General features: G+C 74.5%; 18 protein-coding genes. 13 read left to right on the top strand and 5 right to left on the bottom strand.

Annotated elements, in window-relative coordinates:
• Positions 1-202 precede the first annotated feature (202 nt).
• From MXD62_RS18375 to MXD62_RS18395, 5 genes are all read left to right on the top strand, one after another.
• Positions 203-1,201: a TlyA family RNA methyltransferase gene (locus MXD62_RS18375; RefSeq protein WP_248830770.1), complete on the top strand. Its 999-nt coding sequence runs from the start codon at positions 203-205 to the stop codon at positions 1,199-1,201.
• Positions 1,198-2,085 (top strand): NAD kinase, encoded by an 888-nt coding sequence (locus MXD62_RS18380; protein WP_071065392.1) that lies wholly within the window; start codon positions 1,198-1,200, stop codon positions 2,083-2,085. Before MXD62_RS18375 ends, MXD62_RS18380 begins: the two co-directional genes overlap by 4 nt.
• A 173-nt stretch (positions 2,086-2,258) precedes the next feature.
• A complete protein-coding gene (gene recN, locus MXD62_RS18385; protein ID WP_248830757.1) occupies positions 2,259-4,010 on the top strand; it encodes a DNA repair protein RecN in 1,752 nt (583 codons plus the stop codon).
• A 231-nt stretch (positions 4,011-4,241) separates the two neighbouring features.
• The gene (locus MXD62_RS18390; RefSeq protein WP_248830758.1) at positions 4,242-6,224 is read left to right on the top strand and encodes a CTP synthase; all 1,983 of its coding nucleotides are present in this window, start codon (positions 4,242-4,244) and stop codon (positions 6,222-6,224) included.
• Positions 6,221-6,844 carry an NUDIX domain-containing protein gene (locus tag MXD62_RS18395; RefSeq protein WP_071065389.1) on the top strand — a complete coding sequence of 208 codons (624 nt, stop codon included), beginning with the start codon at positions 6,221-6,223 and terminating at the stop codon, positions 6,842-6,844. Before MXD62_RS18390 ends, MXD62_RS18395 begins: the two co-directional genes overlap by 4 nt.
• Positions 6,845-6,877: 33 nt before the next feature.
• Here MXD62_RS18395 and MXD62_RS18400 read toward each other — a convergent pair whose 3' ends face one another.
• Together MXD62_RS18400 and MXD62_RS18405 are read right to left on the bottom strand one after the other, a co-directional pair.
• Positions 6,878-7,774, bottom strand: a complete 897-nt coding sequence (locus tag MXD62_RS18400) for a PKD domain-containing protein (protein WP_020459366.1) — start codon at positions 7,772-7,774, stop codon at positions 6,878-6,880.
• Between the two features lie 2 nt (positions 7,775-7,776).
• On the bottom strand, positions 7,777-8,487 hold the full coding sequence (locus MXD62_RS18405) for a hypothetical protein (RefSeq protein ID WP_248830759.1): 711 nt from the start codon (positions 8,485-8,487) through the stop codon (positions 7,777-7,779).
• Between the two features lie 98 nt (positions 8,488-8,585).
• Between MXD62_RS18405 and MXD62_RS18410 the strand changes: the two genes are divergently transcribed.
• Entirely contained in the window at positions 8,586-9,737 is a 1,152-nt protein-coding gene (locus MXD62_RS18410; RefSeq protein ID WP_248830760.1) for a tyrosine recombinase, read from the top strand.
• 180 nt (positions 9,738-9,917) lie between these two features.
• Here MXD62_RS18410 and MXD62_RS18415 read toward each other — a convergent pair whose 3' ends face one another.
• A complete protein-coding gene (locus MXD62_RS18415) occupies positions 9,918-10,136 on the bottom strand; it encodes a hypothetical protein (RefSeq protein WP_006542192.1) in 219 nt (72 codons plus the stop codon).
• Positions 10,137-10,765: 629 nt separating this feature from the next.
• Between MXD62_RS18415 and npdG the strand changes: the two genes are divergently transcribed.
• Positions 10,766-11,449 carry an NADPH-dependent F420 reductase gene (gene npdG / locus MXD62_RS18420; RefSeq protein WP_248830761.1) on the top strand — a complete coding sequence of 228 codons (684 nt, stop codon included), beginning with the start codon at positions 10,766-10,768 and terminating at the stop codon, positions 11,447-11,449.
• Positions 11,450-11,460: 11 nt separating this feature from the next.
• The gene (locus MXD62_RS18425; RefSeq protein ID WP_248830762.1) at positions 11,461-12,249 is read left to right on the top strand and encodes a helical backbone metal receptor; all 789 of its coding nucleotides are present in this window, start codon (positions 11,461-11,463) and stop codon (positions 12,247-12,249) included.
• A 62-nt stretch (positions 12,250-12,311) separates the two neighbouring features.
• Here MXD62_RS18425 and panB read toward each other — a convergent pair whose 3' ends face one another.
• Positions 12,312-13,253: a 3-methyl-2-oxobutanoate hydroxymethyltransferase gene (gene panB / locus MXD62_RS18430; protein ID WP_248830763.1), complete on the bottom strand. Its 942-nt coding sequence runs from the start codon at positions 13,251-13,253 to the stop codon at positions 12,312-12,314.
• A 567-nt stretch (positions 13,254-13,820) separates the two neighbouring features.
• Here panB and MXD62_RS18435 point away from each other — a divergent pair.
• Both MXD62_RS18435 and thrS read left to right on the top strand, forming a co-directional pair.
• Entirely contained in the window at positions 13,821-14,465 is a 645-nt protein-coding gene (locus MXD62_RS18435) for a TetR-like C-terminal domain-containing protein (RefSeq protein ID WP_248830764.1), read from the top strand.
• Positions 14,466-14,817: 352 nt separating this feature from the next.
• Positions 14,818-16,794, top strand: coding sequence for a threonine--tRNA ligase (gene thrS, locus MXD62_RS18440; RefSeq protein ID WP_248830765.1), 1,977 nt, complete (start codon positions 14,818-14,820; stop codon positions 16,792-16,794).
• 53 nt (positions 16,795-16,847) lie between these two features.
• Here thrS and MXD62_RS18445 read toward each other — a convergent pair whose 3' ends face one another.
• Positions 16,848-18,653 (bottom strand): NAD+ synthase, encoded by a 1,806-nt coding sequence (locus MXD62_RS18445; RefSeq protein WP_248830766.1) that lies wholly within the window; start codon positions 18,651-18,653, stop codon positions 16,848-16,850.
• 252 nt (positions 18,654-18,905) lie between these two features.
• On the opposite strand from MXD62_RS18445, the gene MXD62_RS18450 reads away from it, so the two are divergent.
• The 3 genes from MXD62_RS18450 to MXD62_RS18460 all read left to right on the top strand — a co-directional run.
• A complete protein-coding gene (locus MXD62_RS18450) occupies positions 18,906-20,264 on the top strand; it encodes a glutamine synthetase family protein (protein ID WP_248830767.1) in 1,359 nt (452 codons plus the stop codon).
• Between the two features lie 109 nt (positions 20,265-20,373).
• On the top strand, positions 20,374-23,523 hold the full coding sequence (locus tag MXD62_RS18455) for a bifunctional [glutamine synthetase] adenylyltransferase/[glutamine synthetase]-adenylyl-L-tyrosine phosphorylase (RefSeq protein WP_248830768.1): 3,150 nt from the start codon (positions 20,374-20,376) through the stop codon (positions 23,521-23,523).
• 147 nt (positions 23,524-23,670) lie between these two features.
• Positions 23,671-24,186 (top strand): toll/interleukin-1 receptor domain-containing protein (locus tag MXD62_RS18460; RefSeq protein ID WP_248830769.1); only part of this gene is annotated, 516 nt, incomplete at its 3' end.

A 24,186-nucleotide genomic window follows, 5' to 3' on the forward strand; every position in this document is an offset into this window, starting at 1 on the left:
GCTCGGCAGGTGGGGCACAGGGGTGGCCCACTGCCCGAGCAGCAACATGATTCTCGGCGGCGGCCTCGCGCCCGTGGGCGCGCGGCCCGGGGGCGGCGCCGCCGCCCGGGCCGCGCGCTGCTCCGGGCCCCGGTCCGCGTCCTGCTCCGGGCCCCGGCCCGGGTGGCGCCCGGGCACCTCGGTGAGACGGGCGGGATCACCGGTGGCCCGCAGGATCCGTCTGGACGCGGAGCTTGTCCGTCGCCGGCTCGTCCCCTCTCGGGAACGGGCGGTCGAGGCGATCGCCGCGGGCCGCGTGCGGGTCGGCGGCGTCACCGCGACGAAGCCGGCGACGGTCGTCGACGGGGCGACGTCGATCGTGCTCGCCGTGGACGACGACCCCGGCTATGCCTCCCGGGGAGCGCACAAGCTGGTCGGCGCGTTCGAGGCGTTCGGCGTCCCAGCGCCCGGGACGCCCGACCTGTCCGGCGGGCCCGGCGGGCCCGGCCAGCCTGATGCGCCGGATCGGCCTGGTTCGCCCGCGGCGGTGGCGGGGCCGCCGGCGCTCGTGGTCGCCGGGCGGCGGTGCCTCGACGCCGGTGCGTCGACCGGCGGGTTCACCGACGTGCTCCTCCGGTACGGCGCGGCGCGGGTGGTGGCCGTCGACGTCGGATACGGGCAGCTCGTCTGGCGGCTGCGCTCGGATCCGCGGGTGCGCGTGCTGGACCGGACGAACGTCCGCAACCTCACGCCCGAGCAGGTCGGGGAGCCGGTGGAGCTGGTCGTGGGCGACCTCTCGTTCATCTCGCTGGTCCTGGTGCTGCCCGCGCTGCGCGCGTGCGCCGCGCCGGACGCCGACTTCGTCCTGCTGGTCAAGCCGCAGTTCGAGGTGGGCCGGGAGCTTCTCGGCTCCGGCGGTGTGGTCCGTGATGTGGCCCTGCACGCTCGGGCGGTGCGCACCGTCGTGACCGCCGCCGAGGGGCTCGGGCTGGGGGTGCGCGGCGTGGCGGCCAGCCCGCTGCCGGGGCCCGCCGGCAATGTCGAGTACCTCGCCTGGCTGCGCGCGGACGTCCGCCCGACTCCAGGCGAGGTCGAGGCGATGATCACCGCGGCGATCGAGGCGGGGCCCGCGGGCACGGTGGCCCCCGCCCCAGCGCCGCCGCCGTCGTCCCAGGACGCCGGCCAGGACGCCCCAGCCGACGGCGAAAGGACCGGCCGATGACCCGCGAGGTGCTCGTCGTCAGCCACCCGCGCCGTTCCGTTGTACGGGAGAGCGCGCAGCGCGTGCTGGAGATGCTCGTGGCCGCCGGTGTCTCCCCGCGGGTCCTGCGGGACGAGGCCGAGCTGCTCGACCTGTCGGCGCCGAACGTGGTCACGGGGGACACCGACGCCGCGGTCGGCGCCGAGCTGGTGCTCGTGCTCGGTGGTGACGGCAGCCTGCTGCGCGGCGCCGAGTTCGCCCGCTCGGCGGACATCCCGCTGCTCGGGGTCAACCTCGGGCACGTGGGCTTCCTGGCCGAGGCGGAGCCCGACGCGCTGGAGGCCACCGTCGAGCACGTCGTCCGCAAGGAGTACTCGGTCGAGGAGCGGATGACCGTCGACGTGACGGTGCGCCACCGTGGCGAGCTCATCTACACCGGCTGGGCGCTCAACGAGATGTCGCTGGAGAAGGCCGGGCGGGCCCGGATGCTCGAGTGCGTCCTGGAGATCGACGGGCGGCCGCTGTCGCGCTGGGGCTGTGACGGCGTGATCTGCTCGACGCCGACCGGGTCGACCGCGTACGCGTTCTCGGCGGGCGGCCCGGTGATGTGGCCGGGGGTGGAGTCGCTGCTGGTGGTGCCGATCAGCGCGCACGCGCTGTTCGCCCGGCCGCTGGTGCTCACCCCGACGTCGACCGTGGCCATCGAGGTGCTGCCGGACGTCCCGGCGGTGCTCTACTGCGACGGGCGGCGACTGGTCGACGTCCCCGAGCTGTCGCGGGTGGAGGTGGTGCGGGGCCGGCGCCCGGTGCGGCTGGCGGTAATCAGGCCACGTCCGTTCACCGATCGGCTGGTGGCCAAGTTCGACCTGCCGGTGGTGGGGTGGCGCGGCCGCTCGGGGCGCTGAGCCGGCCGGGGCTGCCGGAGTTTCGGCCCGCTGAGCTGGGAGGACGCGGCGGGCGGAGAAGTGGCGGGGGGAGCGGGGCCGGCGTGGTGACGTGACCGGAATCGGCGGCACGGCTCCGGTTTACCCGATTTCCGGGTGCCGTCCGTGGTGGGGGTGACGCTAGAGTTCGGGGCGTGCTCGAGGAGATTCGCATCCGTGGCCTCGGGGTCATCGATGACGCCGTCCTCGACCTGGCGCCGGGGCTGACGGTCGTCAGCGGCGAGACCGGCGCCGGCAAGACCATGATCGTGCAGGGGCTCGGCCTGCTGACCGGGGGCCGCGCCGACTACGCGCTGGTCTCCCCGCAGGCCGGGCGCGCCTTCGTCGAGGCCCGGCTCGTCGTGCCGGCCGACTCCGGGCTCGCCAAGCGTGTCCGCGAGCTCGATGGCGACGTCGACGAGGACGTCATCATCATGGGCCGCACGCTGAGCGCCGAGGGCCGCTCGCGGGCCCAGCTCGCGGGGCGTTCGGTGCCCGCGAGTGTCCTCACGGAGATCACCGAGAACGTGATCGCCGTGCACGGGCAGTCCGAGGCGCAGCGGCTGCGCCGTCCCGCGACCCAGCGCGACGCGCTCGACCGGTTCGCCGGCGCCTCCGTCGCCGAGCCGCTCGCCCGGTACGGGCAGGTGTACGCGCGGCTGGCGAAGGTCCGCGCGCGGCTGGCCGACATCACCGGGCGGGCGCGGGAGCGCGCGCAGGAGGCGGAGCTGCTCCGGCTCGGCCTGGCCGACGTCGAACGGGTCGCGCCGCTGCCCGGCGAGGATGTCACGCTCGACGCGGAGCTGCGCCGGCTGGAACATTCCGAGACCCTGCTGCGGGTGGCGCGTTCGGCGCACGGCGCGCTGGTCAGCGACCCCGCGACCGGTGAGGACGTCCCCGCCGCCGCCGAGCTGGTCGGCTCCGCCCGCCGGATCGTGGCCGGCGACGCCGCGCTCGACCCGGCGCTGGAGGAACTGGCGGGCCGGTTGACGGAGCTGTCGAGCCTGCTGACCGACGTGGCCGCCGACCTGGCCTCCTACGCCGCCGGGGTGGAGTCCGACCCGGAGCGGCTCGCTCAGGCGCAGGAACGCAAGGCGGCGCTGACCGCACTGGCCCGCGCGCACGGCACGGACGTCGACGGCGTGCTGCGGTGGGCCGACACCGCCGGGCGTCGCCTGCTCGAGCTCGACGCCGACGGCGACCAGACGGGCGCGCTGGCCGCCGAGCGCGCCGAGCTGACCGCGGAGCTCGCCGGCCTGGCCGAGCGGATCAGCGCGGCGCGCTCCGCCGCCGCCGAGCGGTTCGGCGCGGCGGTCGCCGCCGAGCTGGCCGGCCTCGCCATGCCGCGGGCCCGGGTGGAGGCGGCGGTCGGGCACCGCGACGACCCGAACGGCCTGCCTGTCGGCGGCCGGACGCTGGCCTACGGGCCGAGCGGGATCGACGACGTCGAGCTTCGCCTGGTTCCGCACCCGGGCGCGCCGGCCCGGCCGGTCGAGAAGGGCGCCTCGGGCGGCGAGCTCTCCCGGGTGATGCTGGCGATCGAGGTGGTGCTCGCGGCGGCCGACGCGGGGGCGACGATGGTCTTCGACGAGGTCGACGCCGGAGTGGGCGGGCGCGCCGCGGTCGAGATCGGCCGCCGCCTCGCCCGGCTCGCCCGCACCCACCAGGTCATCTGCATCACCCATCTGCCGCAGGTCGCCGCGTTCGCCGACCGGCACCTGGTCGTGCGCAAGGCCGACGACGGTTCGGTGACCCGCAGCGGCGTGGTGGCGCTCGACGGCCCCGGGCGGGTCCGGGAGCTGTCGCGGATGCTGGCCGGCCAGGAGGAGAGCTCGCTGGCCCGCGGCCACGCCGAGGAGCTGCTCGCCGCCGCCGCCGCCGACAAGGCCGCCCTCGCCCAGCCGTGACCGTCCGGCCCCGGCGAGCCGTGCCCGCCGCGGTCACGCCGACCGGTGCCGTGCCCGGCCGCACCGGCCGCCACGGCCACGGCCACGGCCACGGCCGGGACCACGGCCGGGACCACGCCGAGCCGGGTGGCCGGCGGCGGGGCGGGGCGTTGGCCTGCTCGGCACGGTGTTACCGTGAAGACCCGTGGAGGCGCCGGGGCCGGACCGGCGGCGTGACCACGGGGGTTCCGCGTGGCGCAGGCGCATGTGACCAAGCACGTGTTCGTGACGGGAGGTGTGGCGTCCAGTCTCGGTAAGGGACTGACGGCGTCCAGCCTCGGCCGTCTACTCAAGGCCCGCGGTCTGCGGGTCACGATGCAGAAGCTCGACCCGTATCTGAATGTTGATCCGGGAACGATGAACCCGTTCCAGCACGGCGAGGTGTTCGTCACCAACGACGGCGCCGAGACCGACCTGGACATCGGGCATTACGAACGCTTCCTCGACGTCGACCTCGACGGCAGCGCGAACGTGACCACCGGGCAGGTGTACTCGGCGGTCATCGCCCGCGAGCGGCGCGGCGGGTACCTCGGTGAGACGGTGCAGGTCGTCCCGCACATCACCGACGAGATCAAGGACCGGATCCGCCGGCTGGCCACCGATTCGGTGGACGTGGTGATCACCGAGGTGGGTGGCACCGTCGGTGACATCGAGTCGCTGCCCTACCTGGAGGCGATCCGCCAGGTCCGGCACGAGGTCGGCCGGGACAACGCGCTGACGGTGCACGTCAGCCTCGTCCCGTACCTCGCGCCGTCGGGTGAGCTGAAGACCAAGCCGACCCAGCACTCGGTCGCGGCGCTGCGCAGCATCGGGCTGCAGCCGGACGCGGTGGTCTGCCGCTCCGACCGCCCGCTGCCCGACGCGCTCAAGCGCAAGATCGCCATGATGTGCGACGTCGACGACGAGGCGGTCGTCGGCGCACCGGACGCTGGCTCGATCTACGACATCCCCAAGGTGCTGCACAAGGAGGGCCTCGACGCCTACGTCGTGCGCCGGCTCGGCCTCAGCTTCCGGGACGTCGACTGGACGGAGTGGGACACCCTGCTCCGCCGGGTGCACCATCCCTCGAACACCGCCACGGTGGCGATCGTCGGCAAGTACATCGATCTGCCCGACGCCTACCTGTCGGTGACCGAGGCGCTGCGGGCCGGCGCGTTCGCCGTCGACGCCCGCGCGGACATCCGCTGGATCGGGTCGGACGAGTTCACCTCGCCGGCCGCCGCCGCGCACGCGCTGGAGGGCGTGGACGGGATCATCGTCCCGGGCGGGTTCGGGATCCGCGGCATCGAGGGCAAGATCGAGGCGCTGCGGCACGCCCGCGAGCACGGCATTCCCACGCTGGGGATCTGCCTGGGCCTGCAGTGCATGGTGATCGAGGCCGGGCGTTCGCTGGCCGGGCTGGCCGAGGCGAACTCCGCCGAGTTCGATCCGGAGACCGCCCACCCGGTGATCTCCACGATGGCCGACCAGCACGACGTGGTCGCCGGCAAGCGGGACATGGGCGGCACCATGCGGCTCGGCCTGTACCCGTGTGCGCTCGGCGCGGGCACCATCGCCCGCCGGGAGTACGGCGAGCCGGAGGTGCTCGAGCGCCACCGGCACCGCTACGAGGTCAACAACTCCTACCGGGAGCGGCTGACCGCCGCCGGGCTGGTGTTCTCCGGCACCTCGCCGGACGGCCGCCTGGTCGAGGTCGTCGAGCTGCCGGCCGACGTCCACCCGTTCTACGTGGGGACGCAGGCGCACCCGGAGTTCCGGTCGCGGCCGACCCGGGCGCACCCGCTGTTCCGCGGGCTCGCCGCCGCCGCCGTGGCCCACGCCGACCGGCGCCGGGGCCGGCTGCCCGTCGACATCCCGGACGGTGGCGTCGCGGGCAGCGGTGTCGCGGGCGGCGGGCCCGCCGATGGTGACATGATCGGGGCGGGTGACGGTGACGCGGCCGGTGCGCGGGCGGGCAACGGTGCCCGGTCGGCCGGTGGGCGGCCCCGCCGGGGCCGCGCGGAGCAGAGCGCGGCGGCCGGAGCCGACACGACCGCCGGCGCGGCTTCCGACACGACCGCCGGTGCCAGCGGTGCCGCGGGTACCGGTGGTGCCGTGCGTGCCGCATTGCCCGGTGGGTCCACGGGGCCGGCCGCGGCGGCCGGTGTGAGCGACGGAGAGCTGGTTTCCCCATGAGCGGTGCCGTGCACACCTACGAGGTGGCGGACAGCTCCGTCGCCTACCGCGGGCGGGTCATCGCCGTTCGCCGTGACATGGTGCGGATGCCCGACGGTGACACGTCCCAGCGGGACGTGGTGGTGCACCCGGGCGCGGTCGGCGTCGTCGCCCTGGACGACCAGGAGCGGGTGGTGATGGTCCGCCAGTACCGGCACCCGGTGGGCGGCCAGCTGTGGGAGCTGCCCGCGGGCATCCTCGACGTCCCCGGCGAGCCGGCGTCCGTCGCGGCCGCCCGGGAGCTCGCCGAGGAGGCGGGCCTGCGGCCGGGCCGTCTCGACCTGCTCGTCGACGTCTACGCCTCGCCGGGGATGACCGACGAGGCCTTCCGGCTGTTCCTGGCCCGTGACCTGGTGGAGATCCCGGCGGCCGAGCGGCATGTCGGCGTCCACGAGGAGGCCGAGATGGACATCACCCGCGTCGACCTGTCGGAGGCGGTGGACCGGGTGATGCGTGGCGAGATCACCAACGGGATGGCGGTGATCGGCCTGCTGGCGACCTACCGCGCCCGGGTGGACGGGTACGAGCGGTTGCGCCCGCTCGGCTCGGAATGGTCGGCCCGGCCCGCCGCGAGCGGCTGATCGGCGCCCGTCGACAGCACCGGTGGACGGGGCTCAGTCGTTGTCGACGAGCACGCCGCCGGCCTCCTCGATGGTGATTGGCTCGGCCGCGGCGAGGACGACGTCCGCCAGCGGGAACGCCTGCGCCACTCCGGGCACGGTGAAGAAGCCGTCCCAGGTCACGGTGAGGGTCACCTGGTAGGTACCCGGGCGGTGGTAGGCGTGGGCGACGTAGGCGTCCGGGTGGTCGCGGGGGGAGATCGCCGGGTCGTAGGGGCGGCCGGGCGCGTCCGGGCCGGTCTCGCCGTCGCCGAAGTCCCAGACGTAGTGCGGGTTCGCGCTGATCGTGGCCAGGACGGGTTCGGCGACGTCGAAGGTGAACGCGTCGGGCACCGCCGTGTGCATGATCGTCGGTAGGTTCGCGAAGCTGTTCCCGACCGGCTGGATCACTACGTCCGGGGTGGGCAGCAGCTCCTCGCGCAGGTAGTCGGCGAGCTGCGCGGCGATGTCGGCGACGGCGATGCCGTCGGGGTCGTAGAGCACCGGCCCGCAGTTCGCGACGAGCGCGTCGTACTCGGCGCGTTCCGCCGCGGTCATCTCCGGGGCGGGGCCGACGCCGGTCAGCAGCGCGCACAGCGCGTCCGGGTCGGGCGGGCAGTCGTCGCCACAGCCGCCGCCACCCCCGCCGGTGGCGCCGCCGAGCGGTACCCGCTCGAGGTACCCGCCGCGGTAGCGGTACTGGTAGCCGTTGTCCGTGGCCCGGGTGTCGCAGCTGCCCCACCGCGCTCCGGTGCACGGGACCTGCGCCGCCGTCTCCGGACCGGGCGCGGGGGCGGCCCAGGCGGGAGATCCCGGCGCGGACAGCGGGCCGGGACCGGCTCCGCTGAGGGCGAGCAGCGCGGCCGCGACCAGTGCGGCGAGGGCGGCCAGGTGGCCGCGGCGGTGACTCACGGCTACCCCGCGGCGTAGGTGATGGTCTGGACGCGCCAGCCGGGGCCGGTCAGCGCGAGGCGGGCCGTCGCGGTGCGGGTGGGCACGGCCGGTTCCGTGCCGGCGTCGCGGCCCGCCGGGTCGAGCAGGTGGACCTGTCGGGTCGTGGCGGTGAAGCGAACGTCGACGACGGTGCCGGTGCGTTCGCCGGCGGCCAGCCCGGTGATCTCGTAGGGCTCCTGGGCCGCGCGCAGCCCGAGCTGGTCGAGGCGGCGGGTCATGCCGACGTCCAGGGCGCAGGTCTGGCAGCCCGGCAGCGCGGTCGCCGAGACGTCGGCGACCCGCCCGCCGCGGGCGGCGGCGTTGATCTCGCGGTAGTAGGCCTCGACGACCCGGCTGGCCGCGGCGGGGGAGTCGCCGGACGGGTCGGCCGCACCGCCGGCCGGCCCGCCGATGGTGGTGGTGGTGGCCGGTGCCGAGGTGCTGGTGGCCGCCGCGGTGGCCGGGCCGCCGGCGGGGCCGGGGCTCACCGGGCCGCCGACCGTGGCGGAGCCGGGACGTGCGGGCGGCGGTGCCCCACCCGAGGGGCCCGCGCCCCCGCAGCCGGCGAGAACCGACCCCGCCAGGAGCGAGGCCGCGCAGACCGAGGCCGCGCGGGCCGATCCGGTGCGAACCGGGCCGGCTATCGAGGTGGTGGCGATGGTGTACCCCCGACGTGCGGCGAAACGTGACAATACAATGCCCGTCCGCACAAGCTGTCACGATAGACGCTCGACGGCGCCGTGGGACGGGCAACGGCGAACCGCGGCAGCCGCGTCCTAATATCAGTTCGATGATGACCACGGTGGAAGGCGGCGACGCCCGCCGCGGTGGGCCGCCGGGCGATCCGGCCGGCCCGGTACAGGTCATCGAGCGTTACCTGGACCACGTCGACGGCGAGCGCGGGCTGGCCCGGAACTCGGTGCTGGCCTACCGCCGTGACCTGCGCCGCTACCGCGAGCACCTGGCGGCCGGCGGGATCACCTCGCTGGCGGCGGTGGGGGAGGCGCAGATCGCGGAGTTCGCCGCCGCCCTGCGGGAGGGCGACGAGACCCATCCGCCGCTCGCCCCGGCGTCGGTGGCCCGGATGCTGGTCGCGGTCCGGTCGCTGCACCGCTTCGCCGCGCAGGAGGGCGACGTCAGCGAGGACGTGGCCCGTCCGGTCCGGCCGCCGGTGCCGCCCAGGCGGCTGCCGCGGGCGCTCACCGTCGACCAGGTGAGCGCGGTCATCGCCGCCGCGGTGGCCGGCGGCCCGGAGTACGCGGAGGTCTCCGGCGGCGACCCGGCGGAGCTGGCCCGGCGGCTGCGCTCCGCGGCCCTGCTCGAACTGCTCTACGGGACGGGCGCGCGGATCTCCGAGGCCGTCGGGCTGGATCTGGACGATCTCGACCTGGACCGGTCCGCGGTGCGGCTGCGGGGCAAGGGTGGGCGGGACAGGGTCGTCCCGCTCGGCCGGTACGCGGTGACCGCGCTGGAACGTTACCTGCGGCGCGGACGGCCGCATCTGGTCACCGAGTGTTCGGGGACGGCGGTCTTCGTCTCGCGCCGGGGGAACCGACTGTCCCGGCAGAGCGCGTGGTCGGCGCTGCGCGCGGCGGCGAACGCGGCCGGCGTTCCCGGGGCGTCGCCGCACGTGCTGCGGCACTCGTTCGCGACCCACCTGCTCGACGGCGGCGCGGATGTCCGGGTGGTGCAGGAGCTGCTGGGGCATGCCTCGGTCAGCACGACCCAGATCTACACGCTGGTCACGATGGACCATCTGCGTGAGGTGTACGCGTCGTCCCACCCGCGGGCCCTGCGACGCCCGCCCGGGTTCGGGTATCCGCCCGCGCCGGGCACGGGCGGCGCGGTGGCGGGCCCCGACCTGGCCGCGACGGACGCCGGCCTGGTGGCACCCGGTGCGGACCAGGTCGTTCCTCCGCGCCCTGCCGCCGGCACCCCGTGACGGGCACCCCGTTGTCGGGTGCCCTCTGATCTGAGTTGTCGGGTGCCCTTTTGAACGGTCGGCCGCCCATGGGTGACCGACGCGCGCGACGATGACCCCGGGCGACCCGTGAGCTCGACCGGCCTGCTGCCAGACCGTCCCTGTTCAGGACGGCCTTCGTTCGGGACGGTGCGAGCCGTTTCAGGACGGCGTGTACGGCCCCAGGCTCGGCATTCCGTTGGAGGGCGCGGGCGAGGGGACGCCGCCGACCCCGCCCACCGACTGGTTGCTGCGCTCGGCGAGGGTCTCGCCCACCTTGCGCGCGATCGCTTCCATCAGGCGCAGTGCCTGCGGCAGCGACAGGTTCAGCACCACTTCGCTGTCGTTCGTCATCGCGAAGCGAACCGACACGTCCGCCATTGCTCGACCTCTCTCGCCTGACTCGTAAGATCTGCCTGCCGAAGATCTGCTTGTTACGTGTGATTGGGAACGGTACGGCCCATCTGGGACGAACGCACGTCCGGGGCTCCTCGAAGCGTACGGATCATCACGTTGCGTCAGGTCGTCGGTGCTCCGCGTCGTGGTCAGAGTTCGATGAAGATCCGCCACCCGTGCTGCTCCTTCGCCGGTCGCGATGCTCCGCCGGAGGCGTCGGTGCCGCCTGCCCGAGCCGGGGATCAGTCCAGCTCACATCAATGATCGCGATCGTAGCTACCCCGTTGTTTCTTCATAGTCCCCTATCGGGTGGGTGGCCCCGCGAGGGGGTGGGGGTAAATGTCCTTCCGCTGGCCGTTGTGTGCCCCTGTGTGTCGCGTGGGGCCTTCGTGGTATCTGACGGTCGAGGTCACCGGCAACCCTCGGGTGGGGAACCCCTCATGCCGATACCGCGTGCTCCCCGGCCCGCCCACCGCCTCTCCCTGGTAACCCGCCTCTCCCTGGCAGCCCACCGCGGGCCGGCGCTCGTCGGGTCGCGAACCCCGAACTGGGAGCGGAGTCACAGGGTGTGACGGTGGTCGGCATGTGGAGCGGGTTTCGGGCAGGATGGCCTGGTGAGCTCAGCATCGACGCCTCTTCCGGACGTCTCCTCGCTCGTGATCGGCATCCTCGGCGGTTCGGGGCCGCAGGGCGGCGGGCTCGCGGGCGGCGGCGCGCGGGCGGGCCCCGCGGGCCGCGGCGGGGCCCCCCCCCCCCCGCGCGGCGGGGCGGCGGCCGCGAAGCGGGCCGCGTCCGGGCGGAACATCTCCGGCGGCGACAACGCCGACGTCGCCGAGCGGGCCGACGTCGTGATCGTCGCCGTCCCGTGGGAGGGGCACGGTGAGCTGCTGGCCGACCTGCGCAAGCAGCTGGCTGGCAAGATCGTGATCGACTGCGTGAACCCGATGGGCTTCGACAAGGGTGGCGCGTTCGCGCTGCCCGTCGCCGAGGGCAGCGCCGCGCAGCAGGCCGCCGCCGTGCTGGCGGACAGCACCGTCGTCGGCGCCTTCCACCACGTGTCGGCCGTCCTGCTCATGGACGAGTCCGTCGAGTCGATCGACACCGACATCCTGGTCATCGGCGACGACCGCTCCGCGACCGACACGGTGATCGCGCTGGCGAACCGGATCACCGGGATGCGCGGCATCTACGCCGGCAAGCTGCGCAACGCCGGCCAGGTCGAGGCGCTCACCGCCAACCTCATCTCGGTCAACCGCCGTTACAAGGCGCACGCCGGCCTGCGCGTCACCGACGTCTGAGCGGGCGCGGCATGCCGGCCGAGCAGGGGCCGGCCGGTGACGAGCCGGTCGACGACCTGGGCCTGCCGGTGGCGGTCCCGGCCGTGGTACGGCGTGTGGTCTCCCTGGTGCCGAGCCTGACCGAGTCCGTCGCGGCTACGGCGCCCGGCCTGCTGGTGGGTGCCACCGACTGGTGCTCCCGGCCGGCGGACCTGGCCGTGACGCGGGTGCGCGGCACGAAGAACCCGGACATCGCGGCGATCGTGGCGCTGGCGCCGGACGTCGTCTGCGCCAACGCCGAGGAGAACCGGCAGCCGGACCTGGACGCGCTGCGGGCGGCCGGGCTCGCCGTCTGGGTGACGGCGCCGACCACCGTGCCCGCGGCCCTGCGCAGCCTCGACCGCCTGCTGCGCCTGGCCTGCCGGCTGCCCCGTCCCAGCTGGCTGGAGACGGCGGAGCGGGTCTGGGCGGCGCCGAGCGACGGCCCGCGCCGGCGCGCCGTCGTCCCGATCTGGCGCCGGCCGTGGATGGCGCTCGGCCGCGACACGTTCGCCGGTGACCTGCTGGCCCGGCTCGGGGTCGACAACGCCCTCGCCGGGGCGGACGAGCGCTACCCGCGGGTGGATCTCGACACGCTGCCCGCACATGATCTCGTGGTGCTGCCCGACGAGCCGTACGCGTTCAGCCCGTCAGACGGGCCGGAGGCGTTCGCCGCGCCCGCGGTGTGCGTCTCCGGCCGGCTCCTCACCTGGTACGGGCCGTCGCTGGTCGAGGCCCGCGCGGAGCTGTCCACCGCGCTCGCCGCGGCCCCCCGGCCCTGACGGCGAACACCGGGACGGCGGGACGGTGGGCCCCGGGTGCGGGCCCGCCGCCCCGCCGGAGGTCAGTAGCTGTGCTCGACAGTCGGGTAGAGGCCGCTCGACACCTCGTCACGGAACGCGGCCGCGGCGTCGGTGAGCGCCGTGCGCAGGTCGGCGAACCGCTTGACGAAGCGGGGCGCCTGGCCGCCGGTCAGACCGGCCATGTCCTGCCAGACGAGGACCTGCGCGTCGCAGTCGGCGCCGGCGCCGATCCCCACCGTGGAGATCAGCAGCTCCTTGGTCACCCTGGCGGCCAGGTCGGCGGGGACGACCTCCAGCACGACGGCGAACGCGCCCGCCTCCTGCAGGCCCAGCGCGTCGGCGAGCAGGACCTCGCCGGCGCCGTCGCGGCCCTGTACCCGGTAGCCGCCGAAGGCGTGGACGCTCTGCGGGGTCAGGCCGAGGTGGCCCATCACCGGGATGCCGGCGGCCACCAGCGCCTCGACCTGGGGCAGCACCCGCGCGCCGCCCTCGAGCTTGACCGCGTGCGCCCCGCCCTCCTTGAGGAAGCGGGTCGCGGTCGTCAACGCCTGCTCGGGGCTCGCCTGGTAGGAGCCGAACGGCAGGTCGGCGACGACCATCGCGTGTGGCGCGCCGCGCACCACCGCGCGGACCAGCGGGACCAGCTCGTCCACGGTGATCGGGACGGTGGTCTCGTAGCCGTAGACGGTGTTTGCCGCGGAGTCCCCGACGAGGAGGACCGGGATGCCGGCCTCGTCGAAGATCCCGGCGGTGATCACGTCGTAGGCGGTGAGCATGGCCCACCGCTGGCCGCGGTCCTTGGCCGCGCGGATGTCGCGGACTGTGGTCCGGCTGTGGCTGGCGGGCCGGATGGTGGTCGGTGTGGCGGGCGCCTGGCCACCGGTTCGGGGCGTGGTCGGCGCGCCGTAGAGCGTCGCCGCCGACTCCGTTCCGGGCGTGGCGGGGCCGCTGGATGAGCGGGGCTTGCCGATCGATGAAGTCATGCGATCTCCCGGTGATCCGTCCGGGCGCGGGATCGCGTCCCGGCGTGCCCCCATGCTGCCACCGATCCGCCTTCGCGCGGAGCCCTGCCGTGGGGCACCGGCCCGAGGGTGACATCGCGGGCCACGGGGTGGGGCCGGGCTGTCGCCCTCGCGTGCCCTCCCTGGGCCCGTCAGCGGCGCATGCCGAGTGTGTCCAGAGTGTTTCAATTGTTTGTGTGAAGTGTCGGAGCTGGTGTGTTGACCTGCGGTGGCGCATCATGCACAGGCGCGCTGCAATCGCAAACGGATGCGTGTGGCATCGCGCGGACGTACTGTCCGATCTTGTGAGCCGCGGGCGGGGAAACGTGCCGGCACAGTGTGCCCAGAGTCACCGGGTGTCCGGGCCCCTGGGCCCGGGGCCGTCAGGTGCCCCGGGCAGCCGGGTGGCCGCGGGCAGCCGGCGGGCGGCCACGACCGTGGCGGTGCACCGTCCGTGGATGGCATGACGAAGGCGCGGGTGGCGTAGGGCATGCGGATGCACCAGCACGGCGGCCGGCCTGGGCCGCCATCGTTCGGCCGGGCGGTCTGATGGCCGTCACACACGTGCGCGGGGCGGCGCCTGGGGGCCGGCCGGCGCCCGCGCCCTCAGGGGTGGTGCGCCCGCCGGGGCGTCCGCGGGACACCCGCTGCGACACCGCGATCATCCAGGCGACGCTGACCGAGCTGGCCACCAGCGGGTTCGGTGGGCTGTCGATGGAGGCGGTCGCGGCCGCGGCCGGGGTGGGCAAGGGCACCGTCTACCGGCGCTGGCCGACGAAGGGCGCCCTGGTCGCCGACGCGCTGGCGACGCTGGCGGAGCCCTACGAGCCGCACGACACCGGCTCGCTGCGCGACGACCTCGTCGCCGCGCTCAACTCGGTGCGCCGGCACAGCATCCAGACGCTGTCGGGGCGGATCATGCCGCGCCTGCTGGCGGAGAAGGAGACCCACCCGGAGTTGTTCGACACCTACCGCCAGCAGGTGATCGTCCCGTCGCGGGAGCGGGTGGCAAGCGTCCTGCGGCGCGGGGTGGCCGACGGTGAACTCCTGGCCGACCTGGACATCGACCTGGTGACGGACATGCTCGTCGGTCCGGTCTCCTACCGCCAGTACACCAGCGGGAGCCACGAGGTCAGCGGCACCCGGATCGGCCAGATCGTGGACACCGTCCTGGGCGGCATCCGCCCCTGCTGACCGGTCCCCGCCCACCGGAGGCAGCCGCTCGCCCACCGGGTGGTCGCCGGTCCGCGTGCCCGGCGAGGGCCGGTGTGTCACCGTGCGTGTAATTCCGTTGGGGTGCCCGGAGCGCGCGAGTAGCATCGTCGGTCGGGACGACCTGGCGACCGCACGACCGGGCGACCGCATGACCTGGCGACCGCATCGCGGCCACGCGCCCGGTAACGGCGGTTCGAGGCCGGCACGCGGCCCAGCCGGCCCGACAACCAGAGAACCCGAGATTCGCAGATCCCCGAGAACCAGCCGATCAGTGATCAGGGGCGGTCACAGGCACGCCCCGGTCGTTCGTCCAACGCAGCAGGAGAAACCGGTGTCCGACGTCCGCGTAACCGTCCAGCGAGGTCAGCAGGCCGAGGAGCGGGTGGTGCGGACGGGGACTACGGCCGCCGAGCTCTTCGACGGGGAGCGGTCGGTGATCGCGGCCCGCGTGGGTGGTCTCCAGCGTGACCTCTCCCATCCGCTCGCCGCCGGTGACGTCGTCGAGCCGATCACCGTCGACTCGCCGGACGGGCGGGCCATCGTCCGCCACTCCTGCGCCCACGTGGTGGCGCAGGCGGTGCAGGACCTGTTCCCCAAGGCCCGGCTCGGCATCGGCCCGCCGATCCAGGACGGCTTCTACTACGACTTCGACGTCGAGCGCCCGTTCACCCCGGAGGACCTCAAGGCCGTCGAGAAGCGCGCCCAGGAGATCATCAAGGCCGGCCAGCGCTTCGCCCGGCGGGTCGTCTCCGAGGACGAGGCGCGCGCCGAGCTCGCCGACGAGCCGTACAAGATCGAGCTGATCGGGCTCAAGTCCAGCGCGGGCGACGACTCCGAGGCCGGGGTCGAGGTGGGCGAGGGCGAGCTCACCATCTACGACAACCTCGACCCGAAGTCCGGCGAGCTGTGCTGGAAGGACCTGTGTCGCGGGCCGCACGTGCCCACCACCCGGCACATCCCCGCGTTCGCCGTCCAGCGCTCGGCGGCGGCGTACTGGCGGGGCAGCGAGCGCAACCCGCAGCTGCAGCGCATCTACGGCACCGCCTGGGAGTCCCGCGACGCGCTCAAGGCCTACCAGCACCGGCTGGCCGAGGCGGAGAAGCGCGACCACCGCCGGCTGGGCGCCGAGCTCGACCTGTTCTCCTTCCCGACCGAGATCGGGCCCGGCCTGGCCGTGTTCCATCCCAAGGGCGGCGCGATCCGCACCGTGATGGAGGACTACTCGCGGCGCCGGCACATCGAGGCCGGGTACGAGTTCGTCAACACCCCGCACATCACCAAGTCGGATCTCTACGAGATTTCCGGGCACCTCGACTGGTTCGCCGACGGCATGTACCCGCCCATGCAGCTCGACGGCGGCACGGACTACTACCTCAAGCCGATGAACTGCCCGATGCACATCCTGATCTTCCGGTCGCGCGGCCGGTCGTACCGGGAGCTGCCGCTGCGGCTGTTCGAGTTCGGCACCGTCTACCGGTACGAGAAGTCCGGGGTCGTGCACGGCCTGACCCGGGTCCGCGGCCTCACCCAGGACGACGCGCACCTGTTCTGCGCCCGCGAGCAGCTGCCCACCGAGCTCGACACCGTCCTGAAGTTCGTGCTCGGCCTGCTGCGCGACTACGGCCTGGAGGACTTCTACCTCGAGCTGTCGACCCGTCCGCCGGGCAAGGCGATCGGCAGCGACGAGGAGTGGGCGGAGGCGACCGAGCTGCTGCGCGAGGCCGCCTCCAAGCAGGACCTCGAGCTCGTCATGGACGAGGGCGGCGGCGCGTTCTACGGGCCGAAGATCTCCGTGCAGGCCCGGGACGCGATCGGGCGCACCTGGCAGCTGTCCACCATCCAGGTCGACTTCCAGCTCCCGCAGCGCTTCGACATGACCTACCAGGCGGCGGACGGCACCCGCCAGCGCCCGTTCATGATCCACCGGGCGCTGTTCGGGACGATCGAGCGGTTCTTCGCGATCCTGCTGGAGCACTACGCCGGCGCGCTGCCGCCGTGGCTGGCTCCCGTGCAGGTGGTGGGCATCCCGATCACCGACGAGCACGTGCCGTATCTGACCGACGTGGCGGCGAAGCTGCGGCAGCGGGGCATCCGCGTCGAGGTCGACTCCTCCGACGACCGGATGCAGAAGAAGATCCGCACCGCCCAGAAGCAGAAGGTGCCCTTCATGCTGCTCGCCGGCGACGAGGACGTCGCCAAGGGTGCGGTGTCCTTCCGCTTCCGGGACGGCACGCAGCGTAACGGCGTGCCGGTGGACGAGGCCGTCGCGGAGATCCTCGACGCCGTCGAGCGTCGTATCCAGGTCTGAGCCCGGCCCACCCCGCCCGCGGTCAGGCCGTCCGCGGGCGGGCCGCCCGGCGGTCAGCCCGCAGAGTGGTCGCGCTCGCGCCACCGCGAGGTGATCGGCAGCCGGCGGTCGCGGCCGAACGCCTTGGACGTCACCTTCGGCCCGGGCGGGTTCTGCCGGCGCTTGTACTCGGCGAGGTCGACCAGTCGGATCACCCGGTCGACCGTTGCCGGGTCGTGGCCCGCCGCCGTCAGCTCGGCCCGGCCGAGGTCGTGGCTGACGTAGTCGTCGAGCACGGCGTCGAGGACGGAATAGTCCGGGAGGCGGTCGGAGTCGAGCTGGCCGGGGGCGAGCTCCGCCGACGGCGGCTTGACGATGATCTCCTCCGGGATGGGGGGGACCTCGCCGCGGGCGACCGCCCGCGCGTTGCGCCAGCGGGCCAGCGCCCACACGTTGGTCTTCGAGACGTCCTTGATCGGGGCGAACCCGCCGGCGCTGTCGCCGTAGAGGGTGGAGAAGCCGGTGGCCAGCTCGCTCTTGTTCCCCGTCGTCAGAACCAGGTGGCCGTGCTCGTTCGACAGCGCCATCAGCAGCGTCCCGCGGACCCGCGCCTGCAGGTTCTCCGCGGCCAGCCCGTGCAGGCCCCCCGCGGCCGCGAGCGCGGCGTGGAAGGCGGCCACGGTCGGCTCGATGGGGACGACGCTGTGCCGGGTCCGCTGCCGGCGGGCGAGCTCGGCGGCGTCGTCCAGCGAGCCCTGGGACGAGTGCGCCGACGGCATGGCCACGGTGTGCACGGCATCCGGGCCCAGGGCGTCCACCGCGATCGTGGCCACCAGGGCCGAGTCGATGCCGCCGGAGAGCCCGAGCGCCACCGAGCGGAAGCCGTTCTTGCGGACGTAGTCGCGGGTCCCGGTGACGACGGCGGCGTACAGCTCGCCGGCGGGGTCGGGCCGGTCGGCGACCGTCGCCGGGCGCGGCTCCCAGGCCGGCAGCGGATCGGCGGCGAGCACGACGCGGTTGACGGCCATCGTGGTGCCGTCGCCGGCGTCCACCGGCCCGTCCGGGCCCGTCTCCGGGCCCACGCCGGTGCCGGCGCCTTCGGGCAGGTCGAGATCGACGGTGAGCAGGGTCTCGGCGAAGACCGGCGCCCGGGCGAGGACCTCGCCGCCGGCGTCGACGACCAGCGAGTCGCCGTCGAAGACCAGCTCGTCCTGGCCGCCGACCAGGTTGACGTACGCCAGCGTCGCGCCGGCCTCGCGGGCGCGGCGCGCGCACAGCTCGTCCCGGTGGTAGGACTTGCCCTGCTCGTACGGTGACCCGTTGATACACAGCAGCAGCCCGACCCCGACCTCGCGGGCCACCGCGACCGGGCCGCCCTCCTGCCAGAGGTCCTCGCAGACGGTCAGGCCGACGTCGACGCCGTGCAGCCGGAACACCGGGAACGTGGTGCCCGGCACGAAGTAGCGGAACTCGTCGAACACCCCGTAGTTGGGCAGGTGGTGCTTGGCCGAGCGGGCCGCGACCCTGCCCTGCCACAGCACGGCGACGCAGTTCTGCGGCTCCCCGGCCGGACGTCCGACCGCCGGCGCCGGGGTCGGGGAGGCGTCGAGATAGCCGACGACGACGGCGATCTCGCCGGCGCCCTCCTCGGCGAGCCGGACCGCCAGGCGCTCGAGGGCGGCGGCGGAGGCGGCCACGAAGGAGCGGCGCAGGACGAGATCCTCGGCCGGGTAGCCGGTCAGCGTCATCTCGCCGAACACGACCAGGTGCGCGCTGCGGGCGAGTGCCTGCTTGGTCCAGGAGCTGACCAGCTCCGCGTTGCCGTCCAGGTCTCCGACGGTGGTGTCCACCTGGGCGAGGGCGATCCGCAACTGGGCCATACAGGCAGCGTAGGCCGCGATGCCCCGGCCCGGCGGTGTCGCGGCGGGGGTGGGTACGAGCGGTTGCGGCGGCGCAACTTCGCTGTAACGTCAGGCGCGTCGGGTCGGATCAGTCGCTACTCTCGGGTCAAAGTACCCGGGGGCGCCGCGCCCCGGCTCGGAGTATCGGGCGGCGGCGCATCCGGGGGAAGATCACCGGAAGTTGACTCGGGGAGCCGTGCCGACGAGTCCACACCTCAGCGCGGAGGGCTCATGGACAAACAACAGGAATTCGTTCTTCGCACCCTCGAGGAACGCGACATCCGGTTCGTCCGGCTCTGGTTCACCGACGTGCTGGGGGTGCTGAAGTCGGTCGAGATCGCGCCGGCCGAGCTGGAGGGCGCGCTCGCCGAGGGCATCGGCTTCGACGGCTCCGCGATCGAGGGCTTCGCGCGGGTGCACGAGGCGGACATGCTCGCCCGGCCCGACCCGTCGACCTTCCAGGTGCTGCCGTGGCGCGGCGAGCACCCGATGACCGCCCGCATGTTCTGCGACCTGGTCATGCCGGACGGGACGCCCGCGGTCGCGGACTCCCGCTGGGTGCTGCGCCGCACCCTGGCGAGGGCGGCCGACGCCGGGTTCACCTTCTACACCCACCCCGAGATCGAGTTCTTCCTGCTCAAGCACCCGCCGACGCGCGGCGGCCCGATGCCGCCGCCGGTGGACGAGTCGGGCTACTTCGACCTGACCCCGAACGACATCAGCCACGACTTCCGCCAGCAGGCCATCGGCGTGCTGGAGCGGCTCGGCATCTCGGTGGAGTTCAGCCATCACGAGGTCGCCCCGGGCCAGCAGGAGATCGACCTGCGCTACGCCGACGCGCTCACCATCGCCGACAACATCATGACCTTTCGGCAGGTGGTGAAGGAGGTGGCGCTGCGCCAGGGCATCTACGCGACGTTCATGCCCAAGCCGTTCAGCGACCAGGCCGGGTCGGGCATGCACACCCACATGAGCCTGTTCGAGGGCGACCGCAACGCCTTCCACGACCCGACCGACGAGTACCAGCTCTCCAAGGTGGCCAAGGCGTTCATCGCCGGGCTGCTGGTGCACGCGGCCGAGATCACCGCGGTCACCAACCAGTGGGTGAACTCCTACAAGCGGCTGGTCGGCGACCAGCGTGCCGGTGAGCTGATGGAGGCGCCCGCCTACGTCTGCTGGGGCCACAACAACCGCTCGGCGCTCATCCGGGTGCCGCTGTACAAGCTCAACAAGTCCAACGCGGCCCGGGTCGAGTTCCGGTCGCCGGACAGCGCCTGCAACCCCTACCTGACCTTCGCGCTGATGCTCGCCGCCGGCCTGCGCGGGGTACAGGGCGGGTACGACCTCCCGGCACCGGCGGCCGACGACGTGTGGACGCTGACGGACGCGCAGCGCCGGGAGCGCGGCATCACCGCGCTGCCCGGGTCCCTCGCCGAGGCGATCGCGACCATGGAGACGTCCTCGCTCGTCCGGGAGACCCTCGGCGACGAGCTGTTCGACTTCTTCCTGCGCAACAAGCGCTCGGAGTGGATCGAGTACCGCAGGCAGGTCACGCCGTTCGAGATCGACCGGTACCTCCCGACCCTGTGAGGAGCCGGCGGCCGCGGGCCGCCGCTCCTCCGGAAGACGCGCCCATGCCCCACCAGACGTCCGTACCCCACCGGGTGACCGCGCCCGGCCGGCTGACCGTTCCCGTCAGATGACCGTCCCGGCCGCTGACCGGCGGCGCCACACGGCCGCCGCGCAGCTCGCCCGGCTCGGCTTCTCCGACGTCGAGCGGGTCGCCGTGACCATGCGGCGGATCGGCCTGCTGCCGGTGGATGACGGCGCGGGCGGGTTCGCGGCGAGTGCCGTCGTCGGCGAGCTCGCTGCCGCCGCCGATCCCGACCGGGCGCTGCGCTGCCTCGACCGGCTGCTGGACGCATTGAACGCCCAGGACACGCCAGACGCCCAGGACACGCTGGCGGGCGCGCGGCTGCTGACCGCGCTCGCCAGCCGGGCGGGCCTGCGCCGCCGGCTGGTCGCGGTGCTGGGCGCGAGCTCCGCACTGGGTGATCATCTCGTCGCGCACCCCGGGGACTGGGCGATCCTGGACTCCGACGAGGCGATGACCGGCCCGGCCGATCCGGTGGCGGCCCGCGGCAGGCTGCTGCGGGCCGTCGGCGCGGACCCGGGCGCCGTCGAGCCCCGCGCCCGCGGCGCCGGCCCGGACGTGCTGGACGCGCTGCGCCTGGCCTACCGGCGCGCCCTGCTCGTCCTGGCCGCGCGGGACCTCACCGGGGCGGTGACCCTCGACGACGCCACCGCCGAGCTCGCCGACCTCGCCGGGGCCGCCCTCGACGCCGCCCTCGCCGTGGCCCGCGCCGGGCTCGGGCCCGGCGACGTCCCCGTCCGCCTCGCCGTGATCGGGATGGGCAAGTGCGGCGGGTGCGAGTTGAACTACGTCAGCGACGTCGACGTCCTGTTCGTGGCCGAGCCGGCGCTGACGCCGAAGGCGGCGGCTGGGACTGAGGCGGCGGCTGGGACTGAGGCTGTGCAGGCGCGGACGCCGGAGGCGGCGCCGGGTCTGGAGGCGGTGCTGCGCACCGCGACGCGGCTCGCCGAGCGGGTCGTCCGGGTCTGCGGCACGCCGACCGCGGCCGGCGAACTGTTCCAGGTCGACGTCAACCTCCGCCCGGAGGGCCGGCACGGCGCACTGGTGCGCACCCTCGACAGCCATCGGGCCTACTACCGGCGCTGGGCCCGGACCTGGGAGTTCCAGGCCCTGCTCAAGGCCCGCCCGATCGCCGGCGACCCCGAGCTCGGCCGGCGGTTCGCCGCGATGGTCGCCCCGATGGTGTGGACGGCGGCCTCCCGCCCCGGGTTCGTCGCCGACATCCGGGCCATGCGGCGGCGGGTGGAGCGTTCGCTGTCACGCTCCGAGGCCGACCGCAACCTCAAGCTCGGCCCCGGCGGGCTGCGCGACGTCGAGTTCGCGGTGCAGCTGCTGCAACTGGTGCACGGCCGGGCGGACGCCAAGCTCCAGGTCGCGTCCACCCTGGACGCCCTCGACGGGCTGGCGCGCGGCGGGTACGTCGGCCGCCGCGACGCCGCCGGGCTCGCCGATGCCTACCGGTTCCTGCGCGCGGCCGAGCACCGGCTGCAACTACAGCGGCTGCGCCGGCTGCACACGCTGCCGCGCGATCCCGGGGAGCTGCGCTGGCTGGCCCGGTGCATGGGCCTGCCGGGCGCCGCCGAGCTGGAGGCGGAGCACCGCCGGGTGGCCCGCTTCGTCCGTTCCCTGCACGAGAAGCTCTTCTACCAGCCGCTGCTGGAGGCCGTGGCCCGGCTGTCCGCGGAGGAGATGCGGCTGACCCCGCAGGAGGCCGCCGACCGGCTGGCCGCGCTCGGCTTCGCCAACCCGGCCCGCTCCCTGCGTCACATCGAGGCGCTGACGAACGGCGTGAGCCGCACGGCGGCCATCCAGCGACACCTTCTGCCGGCGATGCTGCCCGCGTTCGCCGACGCCCCTGAGCCCGACGCCGGGCTGCTGGCGTACCGGCAGGTCAGCGAGGCGCTCGGGCGCACCCCCTGGTACCTGCGGCTGCTGCGGGACTCCGCCGGCGCCGCCGACCGGCTCGCCCGGGTGCTGGCCACCAGCCGGTACGTCGCCGACCTGATGGCCCGGGCGCCGGAGTCGGTGCGGCTGCTGCGCACCGAGGAGGAGCTGCGCCCGGTGCCGCGGGAGGCGCTGGTACGCACCCTGCTCGCGGTCGCGCACCGCAACCCCGACGCCGAGGACGCGGTCGGTCGGGCCCGGGCGGTGCGCCGGGTGGAACTGGTCCGGGTCGCTTGTGCGGACCTGCTGGGCCTGCTCGACGTCGGCGCGGTCGGCCGGGCCCTCTCGGACGCCGCCGCGGCCACGATCGAGGCCGCCCTGCTGACCGCGCGCCGCCAGGTCGCCGGCGTCAGCGGTGGCTCGGACGGGCTGCCCGTCCGGCTGGCCGTCGTCGCGATGGGCCGGCTCGGCGGCGGGGAGCTGTCCTACGGCAGCGACGCCGACGTGCTCTTCGTCCACGAGGCGGAGCCCGGGGTCGGCGAGGCGCGCGCGGCCCGGCTCGCCGCCGAGATCATCGGTGAGCTGCACCGCCTGCTCGCGCTGCCAGGGCCGGACCCGCGGCTCACACTCGACGCCGCGCTGCGCCCGGAGGGACGCAGCGGGCCGCTGTCCCGCACGCTCGAGGGCTACGCGTCGTACTACGACCGGTGGTCGCTGGCGTGGGAGGCTCAGGCCCTGCTGCGCGCCCAGCCGCTGGCCGGCGACGCGGAGCTCGCGGGCCGCTTCTGCCGGCTCGTCGACCGGGTCCGCCACCCGCGCGGGCTGCCCGCCGGCACGATCGCCGAGACCGTGCGGCTGCGCGGGCGGATGGAACGGGAACGCATCCCCCGCGGCGCCGACCGCGCCCTGCACGTGAAGTTCGGCCCGGGCGGGCTGACCGACGTCGAGTGGACGGTGCAGATCCTCCAGCTCGGCCACGCCTGGCGGCTGCCGGACCTGCGCACCACGGCCACCCGGGACGCCCTGCGCGCCGCGGCCCGCGCCGGTCTGGTCACCGCGGGCGAGCTCGCCGCGCTGGACGCCGCGTGGACGCTGGCGTCCCGGGCCCGCAACGGGATCATGCTGACCTCCGGCCAGGCGGGGGACCAGCTCCCGGCCGGCCCGCCCGGCCTGGAACGGGTGGCCCGCGCGCTCGGGTACCCGGCGGAGGCGGTGGACCGGCTGCCCGGCGACTACCGGCGCGCCGCCACCCGCGCGCGTGCGGTGGTCGAGGAGATCTTCGACCGCGAACAGCGCATCGCTCCCAGCTGACCGCGCTCTGCTACGTTTGATGCCGAAAACGGCGCTGAACGTGGTGCCGGACCACCCGAACGTGATGTCTTCCGTTTGGTGCTGGACGTACTGGTTCGGCGCTGGACGTACTGGTGCTTGACGTACTTGTCTCGACGGGGAGATGCGTTGGCGGCGTCCCGGCTCTTCGTGAGCCACAGCGCGGCGGACCGTGCCTGGGCCGAGTGGATCACCTGGCAGCTGTGCGCGGCGGGCTACGACGCCACGTTCGCCCCCTGGGACTTCGTGGCGGGTGACAACACGGTGGCCCGCACCAACGCGGCGCTGGCGACCGTGGACCGGCTGCTCGCGCTCTGCTCGCCGGCCTACCTCGAGTCGTGGCCGTGCCAGGAGGAATGGCAGGCGCTGTGGCGGCGGAGCCGGGACCGAGCCGGGGGCCGGGGGCCGGTACTGCCGGTGCTGATCGGCCCGTGTGAGCTGCCGCCCCTGCTGGCGGCGGTCCGGCCGGTCGACCTCACCGGGTACCGGGGCGAGGCCGACGCCCGTGCGCGGTTGCTCGACGGCGTGGCCGGGCGCGCTCGGCCCGCGCGGGCGCCGCTGTTCCCGGCGGCCCGCCGCCCCCCCCGGTACCGCCCCCCCCCCGCCCCCGGGGGCCCGCCCCCCCCCGCCGAAACCCCCGCCCAC

It is taken from the genome of Frankia sp. Mgl5 (assembly GCF_023242985.1).
Lineage (GTDB): Bacteria > Actinomycetota > Actinomycetes > Frankiales > Frankiaceae > Parafrankia > Parafrankia soli.